At 66.4% G+C, this 13,547-nt stretch carries 14 protein-coding genes; 8 read left to right on the forward strand and 6 right to left on the reverse strand.

What is annotated here, in order from left to right; genetic code table 11:
* The 3 genes from PSR88_RS13825 to PSR88_RS13835 are packed head-to-tail and all read left to right on the forward strand — an operon-like array spanning position 1 to position 3,075.
* Positions 1-1,797 (forward strand): acyl-CoA dehydrogenase, encoded by a 1,797-nt coding sequence (locus tag PSR88_RS13825; RefSeq protein ID WP_016882376.1) that lies wholly within the window; start codon positions 1-3, stop codon positions 1,795-1,797.
* Between the two features lie 17 nt (positions 1,798-1,814).
* Positions 1,815-2,576 (forward strand): SDR family NAD(P)-dependent oxidoreductase, encoded by a 762-nt coding sequence (locus PSR88_RS13830; protein ID WP_016882375.1) that lies wholly within the window; start codon positions 1,815-1,817, stop codon positions 2,574-2,576.
* Positions 2,577-2,619: 43 nt separating this feature from the next.
* Positions 2,620-3,075, forward strand: a complete 456-nt coding sequence (locus tag PSR88_RS13835; protein WP_016882374.1) for a MaoC family dehydratase — start codon at positions 2,620-2,622, stop codon at positions 3,073-3,075.
* A 674-nt stretch (positions 3,076-3,749) separates the two neighbouring features.
* Here PSR88_RS13835 and PSR88_RS13840 read toward each other — a convergent pair.
* Positions 3,750-4,025, reverse strand: coding sequence for a response regulator transcription factor (locus tag PSR88_RS13840; protein WP_029539115.1), 276 nt, complete (start codon positions 4,023-4,025; stop codon positions 3,750-3,752).
* A gap of 332 nt (positions 4,026-4,357) precedes the next feature.
* Between PSR88_RS13840 and PSR88_RS13845 the strand changes: the two genes are divergently transcribed.
* Both PSR88_RS13845 and PSR88_RS13850 read left to right on the forward strand, forming a co-directional pair.
* The gene (locus tag PSR88_RS13845) at positions 4,358-4,780 is read left to right on the forward strand and encodes a hypothetical protein (protein ID WP_237724067.1); all 423 of its coding nucleotides are present in this window, start codon (positions 4,358-4,360) and stop codon (positions 4,778-4,780) included.
* A gap of 159 nt (positions 4,781-4,939) precedes the next feature.
* Positions 4,940-5,149, forward strand: coding sequence for an excalibur calcium-binding domain-containing protein (locus PSR88_RS13850; RefSeq protein ID WP_342338215.1), 210 nt, complete (start codon positions 4,940-4,942; stop codon positions 5,147-5,149).
* A gap of 47 nt (positions 5,150-5,196) precedes the next feature.
* On the opposite strand, the gene PSR88_RS13855 is transcribed toward PSR88_RS13850, so the two are convergent.
* The gene (locus PSR88_RS13855; RefSeq protein WP_342338217.1) at positions 5,197-5,637 is read right to left on the reverse strand and encodes a hypothetical protein; all 441 of its coding nucleotides are present in this window, start codon (positions 5,635-5,637) and stop codon (positions 5,197-5,199) included.
* A 987-nt stretch (positions 5,638-6,624) separates the two neighbouring features.
* Here PSR88_RS13855 and PSR88_RS13860 point away from each other — a divergent pair.
* Together PSR88_RS13860 and PSR88_RS13865 are read left to right on the forward strand one after the other, a co-directional pair.
* Positions 6,625-6,768 (forward strand): hypothetical protein, encoded by a 144-nt coding sequence (locus tag PSR88_RS13860; protein ID WP_237724066.1) that lies wholly within the window; start codon positions 6,625-6,627, stop codon positions 6,766-6,768.
* Positions 6,759-7,640, forward strand: coding sequence for a DUF4268 domain-containing protein (locus PSR88_RS13865; protein WP_237724065.1), 882 nt, complete (start codon positions 6,759-6,761; stop codon positions 7,638-7,640). Before PSR88_RS13860 ends, PSR88_RS13865 begins: the two co-directional genes overlap by 10 nt.
* A 530-nt stretch (positions 7,641-8,170) precedes the next feature.
* Here the strand turns inward: PSR88_RS13865 and PSR88_RS13870 are convergent.
* The 3 genes from PSR88_RS13870 to PSR88_RS13880 all read right to left on the reverse strand — a co-directional run bounded on the left by PSR88_RS13870 (position 8,171) and on the right by PSR88_RS13880 (position 11,152).
* Positions 8,171-9,676 carry an aldehyde dehydrogenase family protein gene (locus PSR88_RS13870; RefSeq protein WP_016882371.1) on the reverse strand — a complete coding sequence of 502 codons (1,506 nt, stop codon included), beginning with the start codon at positions 9,674-9,676 and terminating at the stop codon, positions 8,171-8,173.
* Positions 9,677-9,723: 47 nt separating this feature from the next.
* Positions 9,724-10,569: a cupin domain-containing protein gene (locus tag PSR88_RS13875; protein ID WP_016882370.1), complete on the reverse strand. Its 846-nt coding sequence runs from the start codon at positions 10,567-10,569 to the stop codon at positions 9,724-9,726.
* Between the two features lie 67 nt (positions 10,570-10,636).
* Positions 10,637-11,152, reverse strand: a complete 516-nt coding sequence (locus PSR88_RS13880) for an antibiotic biosynthesis monooxygenase family protein (protein ID WP_016882369.1) — start codon at positions 11,150-11,152, stop codon at positions 10,637-10,639.
* A 198-nt stretch (positions 11,153-11,350) separates the two neighbouring features.
* Between PSR88_RS13880 and PSR88_RS13885 the strand changes: the two genes are divergently transcribed.
* Positions 11,351-12,856 (forward strand): PLP-dependent aminotransferase family protein, encoded by a 1,506-nt coding sequence (locus PSR88_RS13885; RefSeq protein ID WP_016882368.1) that lies wholly within the window; start codon positions 11,351-11,353, stop codon positions 12,854-12,856.
* A 294-nt stretch (positions 12,857-13,150) separates the two neighbouring features.
* On the opposite strand, the gene PSR88_RS13890 is transcribed toward PSR88_RS13885, so the two are convergent.
* Positions 13,151-13,543, reverse strand: coding sequence for an SDR family NAD(P)-dependent oxidoreductase (locus PSR88_RS13890; RefSeq protein WP_016882367.1), 393 nt, complete (start codon positions 13,541-13,543; stop codon positions 13,151-13,153).
* Between the last annotated feature and the right edge of the window lie 4 nt (positions 13,544-13,547).

Consider the following 13,547-nt stretch of genomic DNA (forward strand, 5'->3'; position numbering starts at 1 on the left):
ATGACTGATGTACTGTCTCGCCGCGATCTCGATTTCCTGCTCTACGAATGGCTCGACGTCGTCTCGTTGACTTCCCGCAAACGGTTCGCCGAACACTCGAAGGACACGTTCGACGCGGTACTCGATCTCAGTGCGGACCTCGCGCACAAGCATTTCGCCACGCACAACAAGAAGGCCGACGCGCACGAGCCGACCATGCGCCCGGACGGCACCGTCGAGATGATCCCGGAGGTCAAGACGGCACTCGACGCCTACGCGGCGGCCGGCTTGATCGCCGGATCATTCGACGAGAGCGTCGGCGGGATGCAGCTGCCCACCACGGTGGCGCGAGCGGCGATGGCCTGGTTCCAGGCCGCCAACGCCAGCACCTCGTCGTATCCGTTCCTGACGACCGCCAACGCAAATTTGCTCGCCGAGTACGGCACCGAGCAGCAGATCGACGACTACGTCCGTCCGATGCTCGAGGGCCGCTGGTTCGGCACCATGTGCCTGTCCGAGCCGCAGGCCGGATCATCGTTGGCGGACATCACCACCCGCGCGGTCCGCCAGAACGACGGCAGCTACCGGGTCACCGGAACCAAGATGTGGATCTCCGGTGGCGACCATGAACTCACCGAGAACATCGTGCACCTAGTCCTGGCCAAGACCCCGGGCGGTGGCCCCGGCGTCAAGGGCATCTCACTGTTCATCGTGCCCAAATATCTCCCCGGCTCCGACGGCGGGCTCGGCGAACGCAACGACGTGACCCTCGCGGGTCTCAACCACAAGATGGGCAACCGCGGCACCACCAACACCCTGCTCGTCTTCGGTGACGGCACCCACACCCCCGCAGGCGATGCCGGGGCAGTCGGCTTCCTGGTCGGCGAAGAACACCGCGGCCTGTCCTACATGTTCCACATGATGAACGAAGCCCGGATCAGTGTCGGACTCCTCGCGATCGCCCTCGGCTACGTGGGATACCGCAAGTCGCTCGACTACGCGAGGGTGCGGACCCAGGGCCGCCCTCTCGGCGCCAAGGACCCCGCCGCCCCACCGGTTCCGATCATCGATCACGCCGATGTCCGCCGAATGCTGCTGGCCCAGAAGTCCTATGTCGAAGGGGCCCTCGCCCTGGGTTTGTATTGCTCACGGCTGGTCGACGAACAGGACACTGCGCTCGACGCGGCCACCGGCGACCAGGCGACGTTGCTCCTCGACGTGCTGACCCCGATCGCGAAGAGCTGGCCCTCGCAATGGTGCCTCGAAGCGAACAGCCTCGCGATCCAGGTCCACGGCGGATACGGCTACACCCGCGACTACGACGTCGAACAGTACTACCGCGACAACCGATTGAACCCGATCCACGAAGGCACGCACGGGATCCAGGGTCTGGATCTGCTGGGCCGCAAGGTCACCATGCAAGACGGTGCCGGGCTGAGGTTACTCGGATCGAAGATCGCCGCGACCATCGCGCGGGCTCGGTCCCTCGGTGGCGACGCCACCGGTCACGCCGACGCCCTCGACACCGTCTGGAACCGGATCGTCGACATCACCGCCGCCTTGTGGGCGGCCGGTGACGCGACGACCGCGTTGGCGAACTCATCGGTCTATTTGGAAGCGTTCGGACACACCGTCATCGCGTGGATGTGGCTCGAACAGCTCATCGCCACCGAGGGTAAGAATGGTGACTTCTACGACGGAAAGCGCCACGCCGCCCGCTACTTTTACACCCACGAGCTACCCAAGGTCGGCCCGCAACTCGATCTCTTGGCCAGCGGAGACCGGACCACTCTCGACATGAACCCCAACTGGTTCTGACCCAGGAGGCATCCCACATGAGTGTGCTCGACAAATTCCGCCTCGACGGCCGCGTGGCCATCGTCACCGGCGCCTCGTCCGGTCTCGGTGTGGCCTTCGCCAAGGCCCTCGCCGAGGCCGGCGCGGACATCGTCCTCGCGGCTCGTCGCGTCGAAAAACTCGGCGACACAGCCGCACTGGTCCGTGCCACCGGCCGACGGGCCCTGCCCGTGGCCACCGACATCGCTGATCCGGATCAGTGCGCCGCCCTGGTCGACGCGGCAATGACCGAGTTCGGCCGCGTCGACGTTCTCGTCAACAACGCCGGCGTCGCCAGCGCCCACCCCGCCACCCGCGAAACCCCCGACCAGTTCCGCTCGGTGATCGACATCAACCTGGGCGGCTCCTACTGGACCGCCCAGGCGTGCGGGAAGGTCATGCAACCCGGCAGTTCCATCGTCAACATTTCCAGCGTCCTCGGGCTCACCACCGCCGGCCTGCCCCAGGCCGCCTACAGCGCCAGCAAAGCCGCAATCATCGGTCTGACCCGAGACCTCGCCCAACAATGGGGCACCCGCAAGGGAATTCGCGTCAACGCGCTCGCCCCGGGCTTCTTCGCCTCCGAGATGACCGACCAATATCACGACGGCTACCTCGACAGCCTCGCGTCACGAATGGTGCTCGGGCGCACCGGCGATGCCGCCGAACTCGCCGCCACCCTTGTCTGGCTCGCCTCCGACGCCGCCGGCTACGTCACCGGACAAACCCTCGCCGTCGATGGCGGCATCACCATCACCTGACCGCACCACACCCCGCAAGCCCATCGCGCCGAAAGTAGCCACCATGCCCACCACCACCACCGTCGACGGGTTGACAACCCTCATCGGCACCACACTGAACCCCAGTGACTGGTTCGAGATCACCCAAGACCGAATCGCCACCTTCGCCGACGCCACCGACGATCACCAATGGATCCACGTCGACCCGGAACGGGCCAGCACGGAAAGCCCGTTCCGCCGTACCATCGCCCACGGTTACCTCACCCTGTCATTGCTCAGCGTCATGTTCGCACAGGTTCTCGACGTTCAGGGCACCTCCCTGGCGGTGAACTACGGCCTGAACAAGGTCCGGTTCCCCGCCCCGGTCCCCGCGGGATCGAAGGTCCGGCTCAACGCCGAGATAATCTCGGCCCAGGACATCGGCGGCGGCGTCCAAATCGTGGTCGCCGCCACCGTCGAATGCAGCGCCACCGACAAACCCGTCTGCGTCGCCGAACCGCTCTACCGATACCACCGTTAAACCCTGTGCTCGAGACCGTGGGGCCAGTCCCTGACAATCGGCCGGTAGGCGACGTCTCACGAGCCTGTCGAGACAGCGGTTCGACCGCCCGGCAGATTCCTCGCTGACCAGCGTCGGCGCCAGAATCCGTATGGCTCATGAGACATACGGATTCTGGAGAACACCAGGTTGCAAAACCTACACGGCATCAGACGCACTGTCGGGACACCTCCGCTCTATGTCACTCACGGTTTGTGAGCACTCGGGCACGATAATTTCAGTTATCGCAGCTATCCTCCGAAACTGCGAGGTCAGCGCGTTTTTGCCTGCAGCGTGTCGATGCACCCCGGTAGCCTGCGCCGGTGACGATCGAACCGGTGAACGAGGCCCTCAGTGGGCCGGTAACAGCACCCGCGGGCACCGAAGACGTGGCAGGCCTCGTCATCCGGCGAGTAATCCTGCAGCTCACTTCCGATCCCACCGCGATGGGATGGCTACACCAAAACTCTAGACCGACGAGTGGAACTAGTGACGGGAATAGACCGCTACTGTCCGCCGCCTGCGGTCGTCGCGCACGGCGCCGGTGCCCTGCGCAGAGTTCCAGCCACGACGCCCCACTCCACACTGCAAGATCGACAAAGTCGGCCCCTCTGCGGCGCTCCGCCCTGGCGAAGCCGCCAGGTGGACCAGTCGCGTCAGAGCTCGGCGAGCGACACCAGCCCGTCCTGCAGCGCCCGGAACAATAGGCCCGACTTGTCCGCGACAGGGCGCCCGGCGACAGCGTACTTCGCTCGGATCCGAATCAGGTGGGTGTTGATCGTGCCCAGGCTGATTCCCAGGTTGGATGCGGCAACGGTCGTCGATTCACTGCGCAGCCACAGGCGGGGGATCTCCAGCTCGCGTGGTGTCAGCGTGGGCCGCTGTTGTGGCTCCCCGACAGGGCCGGGTGTGGGGTCAGGAGCAGAAGCCATATCCGATCTCACCTTCTCGAGCCGCACCGCTTGCTGCGGGACTCGCACCGTGGTGATTCGAGGCGGTGCGCCATCCGGATGGGTCAGTACGCGGGGCCGACATCGGTGAATCGAGTTCCACCCAGACCGGCGCGGTGGTCGTTCGGCACTTGGGTTACTGACCGAGGTCCGAGTGTGTGCGGGCCGCGTGCACCCCGTGGTCGTAGTCCTCGACGTACATGCCGGTTCCGGGAAGTAGGTCGAGTCGACCGCGTGCGGGTTGTAGGCCATGAACACCACGTCCGATCGTCCGTCGTTGAATTGCCGGAAGGTGGTGTAGTCCCAGCCGCCGGGTGCGTAGTCGTCGTTCCAGCACCGTGCCCGCCCCGTCCGCCCTCCCGGCGGAGAAGGCCTTCAAGTACGTCAAGGCCAGTGACTCGATCACCAGCACCCCGCTCACGGTAAAGGCCCGCAAGGACCGCTACGCCAAAGCAATCTCCGAAGTGGCCACCCGATCGGTACACGAAATCTTCGAAGCCGACCGAGACGGCATCCAGACCATCTCGATGGAACTGGGCACCCGGGTGATCGACCCCGGCACCGGGCACGACACCACCATCACCCTGGTGCAATTGGCCACCGACCGCGACACCTTCACCCACCTCGACCTGACCAGGGTCGAGGCCCGCGCCACCCTGGACCACCTGTGTGCCGGCGTCTCCAAGAATCCGCACGACCTGGTCCCCGTCGTCAACACCCGCGGCGTCCGCGGCTAACGGGCCAAAGGGATTACTCGATGACCAGTCCGGATCCCAGCGTCACCATCAAGGCGCTCCGAGAGATGCTCGTGGTCAAAGAACGCGAGGCGAATACCCTGCTCGACCGGAACGCCGGCCTCGAGCGCGACCTCGCGCAGGCGACCGAGAACGCGCACCGTGCCGGCGCGCAGTCCGCCCACGACCGCGCGCCCACGGGCGGCGGCACCGATCCGGGCATCGTGGAGACCGACGATCGCCTGGTGCTGCAGGAAGTCGGCGTCCTGCGCCGACGCAAAAGCAGTCGGCGCTGCGCCGATCTACCAAGGCGAGCCCGGCTACTCGACGAAACTCGACCGGGACAAGGACGGTATCGCCTGCGACAAGTGAGGCGGCGTCACCATTGCCCGACGCCGTGCCGTCGTCGACGGTGCGGGTCACAGGGGGCACAGGGTTTGCCGGGTCCGGTTCCAGAACGGAAACAACTCGGGGCTGCCGGCGTCCGGGTGTTGCCGTTGCGCCTGCTCGACGAATTCGAGGACCGTCTTTCCGGTGGTGTGCGACAGTGCGCAGGCGTCCAGACTCAGCTTCGCCGACGCCACGAACCCGATCCTCTCGGCGTACGGGCCCAGGACCCCGGAATCGACGAACGGGCCGAGGCCTGGCCCCCACCGGTTGAAGGCGGACTGCAACCCGAAATCACAGGGCTGCCCGAAGAGTTCACTGCACGTCGTCGGCCGGCCGTGGACCATGACCGCGGTATCAGGCAGCGGGCGCGGCGGCTCGGGCGGGTCCGGTCGCGACGCGACCGTCCACACCGCCAGCACTGCGGCGCCGACGACCAGGCACACCAGCACCGCCTTCAGGACCTGCTTCATCGCTCACTCACCTCGTCGCACACCTTCATTGCACCACTCCCGCCCTCCGTCCGGCCCGAATCCCGGTTGGGCGGCAACGAGAAGACCAGAACGGGGGCGCCGTCGTAGGTCACCGGCGGGGGGGTTGGCGCACCGCGGGCCGCTCCTCGCATAACGCGCAATGCACGGTGTGCTCGGTAGCCGTGGGCGCGTGCACCCCGACCCGTACCGGTGAAACCCAACCCGTTCCTGTCTGCTGATGCATGGGCCGCCGGTGCCACTCGAACCAACCCACCGAGGTGCGGGATGTGATTCGGTCCACGGTGCCGGCGATTTGCGGCCCAGCCGGCACGGAATGGAGGACCGAGATGACCGAAGTCGACTACATCGACGTGGTCGGGGCGCAGTCCGTGCTCGAGGTGGCCGAAGTGGTCGCCGCGGTGCTCGGGGCCGGATAGAGATTGGCGGCGAACCCGGCCGCATCGGGGTCACCGGAGCGCCCGATCCCGATCTTCGGGTAGTCATCGGGCTGGCGATCAACGACCGCGGGCTGCCCGAAAGGTGGACGCGGCGAATCACCATCACCCACGATCGCAATGGTGACGAACGCCGCCGCTGGGCGCAGCACCTACACCGCGCCGTCACCGAACGCCGCGACTGGACACTCACCCTCACCTCCGACGGCCCGCCCAACCCACACGCCCCTCATCGAACGCCCAGGGAATATGACCCCGCTCCGCGGGAAGTCACGCGCCAGAACCCCTCGTCCACCGCGGCGGCAAGGGACGGTGGACGACTACGCCGCACAGCATCCATACCGCACCCCAGGGCACCGATGCCGCGAAAAGGGGCGTTGGTGACCGCGGACCCCGCTGTCCGTGCGTGGCTGCGTTCTATCTGCACCACACACAGGCCACCTCCGGCCATGAACTCGGCGCCGACACCGGTCGGTCGGCCGTACGCTGACCCCACAGCGAAGGACCGTGCGCGGAAGTCGGGCGAGTCGACATGGACGAACTCGACAGCAAGAACCTGGGTAGGCTGCGCCGGATCGCGGACGCCAGGTCGGTGTGGACCTCCGAGTCCGGGGACTTCACCCCCTGGCTCGCCGAGAACATCGACGTCTCGCGGACGCCCTGGGCATGTCCTTGATCGTCGTCGACACCGAAGTCCGGATCGGTGACTTCCGCCTCGACATCCACGCCAAGGACGGCAACGACCGCTCCGTCGTCATCGAGAACCAACTCGAACGCACCGACCACGGACACCTCGGGCAATGCCTCGTCTACGCCTCCGGTCTGGACGCCTCCACCGTCATCTGGGTCGCCCCCAATTTCCGGGAAGAATTCCGCAGCGCCCTCGACTGGCTCAACGAACGCACCGACAGCGAACTCGGTTTCTTCGGGGTCGAGGTCGGCATCGTGCAGATCGGCCACGGGCCCCCGGCGCCGGTCTTCGACATCGTCTCGCGCCCCAACGACTGGCAGAAAACGGTCAAGACCGCCGGCAGTGCCGCCGAAGCCCGCGTGAGCACTCCGGTCAATGCCGCCCGGCAAGCCCTGTTCACCGACATCCTCACCGACGCGAACACCCGCCAGCCCGCCATCTCTGTTCCGACACCGGGGAAAGGCAACTGGATCTCCTTCGCCTCCGGACCATTCGGGAACTGGGACCTGACCGTCAGCGACTGCCGCCTGCGCGTCGATGCCTACATCGACACCTACAACCGCGATGTCAACAACGCCCTGTTCGACGAATTCGCTGCCGACGCCGCCTCCTGGCAGACCAAGCTCGGACTGGAGCTGTCATGGGAGCGGTTCGACGACAAACGTGCATCACGCATCGCTACCTATAGGCCGGTCGATCTCGACGACCCTGTCGACCGCGACGTGGCCCGCCAGTGGGCAGTCGATGCGTTGGTCGCCATGTACAACACCCTGAACACGCCCCTGCGCGCGGCCGCGGAAGTCGGGCGCGCGGAGTTCGCCGACCCTGCACCACCGCGCGAGTCGCAGACCTGGTAGCGCCCGTGTCGCGTGCCGAGGGACCGTCATGGACTCCATCCGTGCGAGATCAGAGTCAGGTTCGTTCACTCACCCAGGTTCGTTCGCTCGCCCACCGCTCGAGAGTGCGCGTGTCCGATCGGTGCTGTCACTTCGTCGGCGTAGGGCGAGTCCTCTGGCTCGTGGGGTGAAGATGTGCGAGGGCGAGTGTTCGGATCTGTTCGCCCGCTTCGATGCCGAGTTGCCGAGGCCATGAACTCAGCGCGAGAAGGTAGCAGAGGCGGCTCCAGTACTGGTCGGGGTGCAGGCCGAAGCGGATCCAGATTTCTCCTGGCGGAGGTCCCCCGTAAGGCAGCCAGGTGACCGCGAGGTTGACGAGCATGGGGTCGTCATCCCGAGAGATCGACACCCCGGGCGGCTGGGGTCGAGGGGTCAGCTGCCGCACCGGGTGGGCGGTATGGCTGCTCGTGTCTGTTCGGTGCATGTCGTTGTCGTGCAGGGCGCGCAGAGGCCGGGGCGGGTGGCGACGCCCCGACCTCTGTGGTGGATTGCTATCCCTTCTTGAGGATCACGGTTTTGATTTCGGTGTACCCATCGAGGGCGGACGAGCCGTGCTCGCGGCCCCAGCCGGACTGCTTGTAGCCGCCGAACGGCAAAGCCGGGTCGAGGATGTGGTAGGCGTTGATCCACACGGTGCCGGCCCGGAACTTCGCGGCCAGGTTGTGCGCCTTGGCCACATCCGAGGTCCACACTGCGGCGGCGAGACCGTAGTCGGTTTCGTTGGCGGCGTGAACCAACTCGTCGACATCGTCGAACGGTGCGACGGTGACGACGGGCCCGAAGATCTCTTCCTTGACCACGCGCATGGTGGGCTTGGTGTCGACGAGCACGGTCGGTTCGACGAAGTAGCCGGTGTCGCCCTTGCGGCCGCCGCCGGCGACAGCGGTGGCGCCATCGGTGCGGCCACTGTCGAGATATTCGAGCACCCGGTCGAGTTGCTGCTGTGAGACCAACGGTCCTAGCTGAGTATCCGCGGCCAAGCTGTCACCGACCTTGATCTGCGTCGCGGCCTCGGCGATACCGGAGACCACCCGGTCGTACACCTTCGACTGCACGAACAGCCGGGACCCCGCCTCGCACGCTTCGCCCTGGTTGAAGAAGATCGCATTCGCGGCGCCGGCGATCGCGGCGTCGATGTCCGCGTCGGCGAAGATCACGTTCGGGGACTTGCCGCCGAGCTCGAGGGTGACCTTCTTCAGGTTCCCGCGGGATGCGGCGATAATCTGCCGGCCGACCTCGGTGGATCCGGTGAAGGAGATCTTGTCGACCCCGGGATGGGCGGTCAGTGCCGCACCGACCTGGTCGCCGTATCCGTGGACGATGTTCACTACCCCCTCGGGAACGCCGGCCTCCCGGAGCACGTCACCGAGCAAGGCCGCGCTGAGCGGGGTCTGTTCGGCCGGCTTGAGGACGACGGTGTTCCCGGCGGCCAGGGCCGGGGCGAGCTTCCAGGCGGCGAGCAGCAGTGGGAAGTTCCAGGCGATGATCGCCCCGACCACACCGACGGGTTCGCGGACGGTGTAGGCGAAGTAGTCGCCCGGCGTTGCGACCGCCGACACCGGGATGGTGGTGCCCTCGAGCTTGGTGGGCCAGCCCGCGAAGTAGCGGAACCAGTCGATGGCCAGCGGCACGTCGACCAACTGGGCGTAGGTGACAGGTTTGCCGCTGTCGATGGCCTCGAGGATCGCGAACTGCTCGAGCTTGTCTTCGATGAGATCGGCGACCCGCCAGAGGATCTTACTGCGTGCGGAGGCGCTCAACCGGCCCCACGGGCCGTCGAGAGCCTGCCGTGCCGCGGCGACGGCCCGGTCGACATCCTCCGCTGATCCCCGGGTGACCTGTGTCAGCGTGGTGCCGGTGGACGGATTGAGCGTGGCGAACGTTTCGCCCGTTGCCGAGGCCACGTTCGAGCCGTCGATCAGGTGCTCGATCGGTCGGCTGAGGAAGTCGGCCACCGTGGGAGAAAATCCCGCGGTGGGGTTGATGGTGGAGGTCATTTCCCTACTCTCTGCAAAAGGTGGGTGTGTTCTGGTGTCCCGCTTTGTTACGCGGGCAGGTCCGCTTTGGTGATGACCCAGAACTTCTTCACGAACGGGCCCTTCGAGGTCCAGGTGACGTGCACGCCGGACGGCAGGGCGATCAGATCGCCGGCCTTGAAGTCCCATTCCTCGCCCGTCTCGTCGTTGCGGACGTGAACCTCGCCCTCGAGCAGCAGGATCGTCTCGTCGCCGAGGGTTCCGGTGTACGGCGTGACCAGCGTTCCGTCGGGTTCGCTGCCGGCGATGCCCTTGCCCGAGCGCCACAGCCCCGACAGCACGGTGCCGCTGCTGCCCTCCGGGCGGAGGATGACCAGCTCGCCCTTGGTCAGGTCACCTTCGAGGGGTTCGGTGAAGTCGTACGGGGTCCACGTGTCCGGGTTGTCGTTGACGTTCGCGATGATCAGGTCATCACTGGTGGCGCCCGTGGGGTTCGGGCCATCGAAGATCACCCAGAACTTCTTGAAGTAGGGGCCCTTGACGTCCCAAATCTGTTCGAGGCCCTTGGGCTCGTAGATGATCGACCCGGGCCCGACCTCATACTGCTTGCCCGTCGCCGTGACGGTAATGGTCGCGGAGCCCTCCAGGACGACCGCGCACTCGTCACCCAGCGGAGACGACCACACGATCGAGCCGGAACCGTCGGAACCAGCTCCCGGTGCGCCGGCGTGATACCGCCAGAAACCGGCGAGCAGGTTGCCGCTCGTCCCGTCCGGGCGGAAGACGGCGATCTCGCCCTGCACGTCGGTCCTCCCGAGTGCGGGCTCCTCCCACTCGAAGGGCTCCCACTCGTGCTTGGCCGGGTCGGCCGAGCCGCCGTAGACACGGCCAGTGGTGGTTTCTTGTGTCGTCATGTGTTCCTTCTCCTTCAGTGGGTGCCGCGGTGGGCTCGGGTGGGGTGAAACATTGAAGCGGCGAGGATCAGGCGTTCGCCTGTGCGGCGGCCGGCTCCTTGCCGTTGACAGAGATAGGACCTGGGGCCAGGTCCTTGAAGACCCCGAAGCTCGATTCCTGCTCGGTCATGTACGGGAAGTGGAATCCGCAGTTCGGGCACTGCTCACGCAGCACCGCCTGCTCCTGCCCGAGGTCGTACGGTTTGTCCTGAAGTTCGTTGCAGCACGGACAGATTCGCAACAACCGGGTCCCCACCAACTCGAAGTTGGTGATGATGTCCTCCATGATGGCGCCGTTTGCCGCCCACGCCTTGGCGTGCTTGTGATAGGTGTCGGTGTGCCAGTCGTAGAGCGCCTCCTTGCTCGCCCAGAAGCTGCACTCGTTGAACCACATCCGGTCGTCCGGGTGCTCCCACCAGGTCAGGTGCAAAAAGCCCGGCAGCTTCATCAGGTGATGCCGGGTGTCGGCGAAGACCACCTTGAACTTCTCGTACGCGTCCGGGCTGGAGAACCGCACACGCTGCATGCTCAGGTAGATAGCCATGACGGGGTGAAACCTTCCTCTTCTCGAAACAGTGCGTTCTCGGGGCGCCCCGGGGCTGCGGGCGTCGACTCCAGCGCTCGCACTGACGTCGCTCTTCGCTCTGTGATTGCGTTCACACTGATCTGTGTGTGGTTCCTATAGTTGACCTGATCCGACCGGTCCAACAGATCCAATTTTGAGTGAGTTAGAGGTACCGATTTGTCACCCACCAGTAACACCCCCGACGGGCCGGATTCACCCGCGCCCGCGTACCGCCGCCTGTACGAACAGCTGCGGGCGGGCATCCTCAGCGGCCAACTGAAAGCGGGATCGCCGCTGCCGGCCAGCCGCCGTCTCGCCGCCGAAGTGGGCGTGTCCCGTAACACCGTCCTGGCCGCGTTCGAGCAGCTCGACGCCGAGGGCTACCTCGACCGCCGTCCCGGATCGGGCACCTACGTCGCCGACGTCCTGCCCGAACACATGCTCACCATCAATCACGCTCCGTGGACCGGTTCCGCCGTCGACGACGGCACCGGCAGGCTCTCGCACCGCGGCCGGGCGATCGCCGACACCCGCAGAATGCCGCTTCCGGAGGTCACCGGCGTTCCCGCCGAGGCGACCGCCTTCCAGATCGGCCTGCCCGCCCTCGACAGCTTCCCCGCCGAGCTGTGGGCGCGGATGTACGGCGCCCGGTTGCGGCAATCGACCCGCGACCTGATGCGCTACAGCGACCCCCGCGGATACCACCCACTACGCGAGGCCATCGCCTCCTACATCGGCCCGGCACGCGGAATCCGCTGCACCGCAGACCAAGTCGTCATCGTCTCCGGATCGCAACAAGCCTTGGAGTTCTGCGGCCGGATCCTGCTCGACCCCGGCGACCCGGCCTGGATCGAGGACCCCTGCTACCTCGGCGCGAAGGCGGCCCTGATCTCCGCCGGAGCGCGTTTGGTGCCCGTGCCCGTCGACCGCAAAGGCATCGACGTGGCCGCCGGCATCGCACGCGAACCGAGCGCGAAGCTGGCCGTCCTGACCCCCTCGTACCAGTTCCCCCTCGGGGTCACCCTCTCCCTCGAGCGCCGACTCGCACTGCTGGACTGGGCCGCCCAAGCCGGCGCCTGGATCGTCGAAGACGACTACGACAACGAATTCCGCTACCGCGGCCGCCCGCTCGTCGCGCTGCAGGCCATCGACAAACACCGACGGGTGATCTACGTCGGCACCTTCAGCAAGATCATGTTCCCCGGGCTCCGGCTGGGCTACCTGATCGCCCCGACCGAGCTCGTCGACGGCTTCGCCGCAGCGCATCTGAGCACCGACATGCACGCCCACCTGCTCGACCAGGCAGTGCTCGCCGACTTCATGGAGGCCGGGCACTTCACCAGGCACCTGCGCAGGATGCGCGTCCTCTGCGGCAAACGGCAGCAACTGCTGGTGGCCGAGGCCACGCGCCGGCTGGGGAGTCGCCTGCGGATCGAGGACCCCGACGGCGGACTGCACCTGGTCGGTTGGCTCCCGGAAGGGCACGACGACCAGGTGGTCGCCGACCTCGCCGCGCGCCAGCGTCTCCACCTCTGGCCCCTCTCGACGCACTGCGTCGAAGCCGACCTGCCACCGGCCCTTCTGCTCGGCTACGCCGGAATCAAGGAACGTGACATCGGGGACGGCGTGGCCTCTTTGGACCGAATCCTCCGTGGCTACAGACCAAATGCCCGGTTGAGCTGACCCGGAGTGGCTACACAGATTCCGTGCCCGGCTGTGGTTCGGAAGGGGCCTTGGCTGGGCGTGGATGTTCCAGATCCGATCGGCTAGGGCATCGGGGGCGTAGAGCGGGTCCCCGCCGCCGATTGCGCCGGGGATAATGAGCTGCCCGACGTGAATACGCTTCGGCGCGAGAACTTCGTGGAGCATTGCGCCATAGGCCGATTCACCGGCGAAGGCGATCGAGGTGCCCGCCACGTTAACGTTCGGTGTCGCGGCGCTGGAACCGTTGACGAAAAGGATTGTCCCGCGTCCCAACTATCGCATCCCGGGAAGCACTTGTTGGACGGCGGTAACGGGGCCGAGGATGGAGAACTCGGCGGCAGCGACGAGGTCGGCGGCCGTCGTCTCCAGTACCGGGCGCAGGAAGTCCTTGCGAGGGACCGGGCTGTACTGCAGCACCTCGATCGGGCCGAGTTCGGAGGCTGCCCGCTCGAGCGCGCCGGCCAGCGTCGGCCGGTCCTGCACGTCTGCGGCGTATCCACGCGTTTGCACCCCGTGCTCGGCGAGCTCGGCGAGCTCGGCCGCGAGACGGTCGACGTTGTCCTGGGTCCGCGATATCAGTGCGACCGTGAATCCCTCACGCCCGAAACGTCTGGCCGTCGCCGCGCCCAAGCCGCGGCCGGCCCCGATGATTGCAATCGTCGTCATAGTC

Origin of the sequence: Rhodococcus sp. DK176 (assembly GCF_038447315.2) — a bacterium.
Taxonomy (GTDB): domain Bacteria; phylum Actinomycetota; class Actinomycetes; order Mycobacteriales; family Mycobacteriaceae; genus Rhodococcus_F; species Rhodococcus_F jostii_A.

Bases quoted from the DNA above. Each gene is read 5' to 3' on its own strand.
- PSR88_RS13825 (WP_016882376.1), top strand. From the start codon at position 1: ATGACTGATGTACTGTCTCGCCGCGATCTCGATTTCCTGCTCTACGAA.
- PSR88_RS13830 (WP_016882375.1), top strand. From the start codon at position 1,815: ATGAGTGTGCTCGACAAATTCCGCCTCGACGGCCGCGTGGCCATCGTC.
- PSR88_RS13835 (WP_016882374.1), top strand. From the start codon at position 2,620: ATGCCCACCACCACCACCGTCGACGGGTTGACAACCCTCATCGGCACC.
- PSR88_RS13840 (WP_029539115.1), bottom strand. From the start codon at position 4,025: ATGGCTTCTGCTCCTGACCCCACACCCGGCCCTGTCGGGGAGCCACAA.
- PSR88_RS13855 (WP_342338217.1), bottom strand. From the start codon at position 5,637: ATGAAGCAGGTCCTGAAGGCGGTGCTGGTGTGCCTGGTCGTCGGCGCC.
- PSR88_RS13860 (WP_237724066.1), top strand. From the start codon at position 6,625: ATGGACGAACTCGACAGCAAGAACCTGGGTAGGCTGCGCCGGATCGCG.
- PSR88_RS13865 (WP_237724065.1), top strand. From the start codon at position 6,759: ATGTCCTTGATCGTCGTCGACACCGAAGTCCGGATCGGTGACTTCCGC.
- PSR88_RS13870 (WP_016882371.1), bottom strand. From the start codon at position 9,676: ATGACCTCCACCATCAACCCCACCGCGGGATTTTCTCCCACGGTGGCC.
- PSR88_RS13875 (WP_016882370.1), bottom strand. From the start codon at position 10,569: ATGACGACACAAGAAACCACCACTGGCCGTGTCTACGGCGGCTCGGCC.
- PSR88_RS13880 (WP_016882369.1), bottom strand. From the start codon at position 11,152: ATGGCTATCTACCTGAGCATGCAGCGTGTGCGGTTCTCCAGCCCGGAC.
- PSR88_RS13890 (WP_016882367.1), bottom strand. From the start codon at position 13,543: ATGACGACGATTGCAATCATCGGGGCCGGCCGCGGCTTGGGCGCGGCG.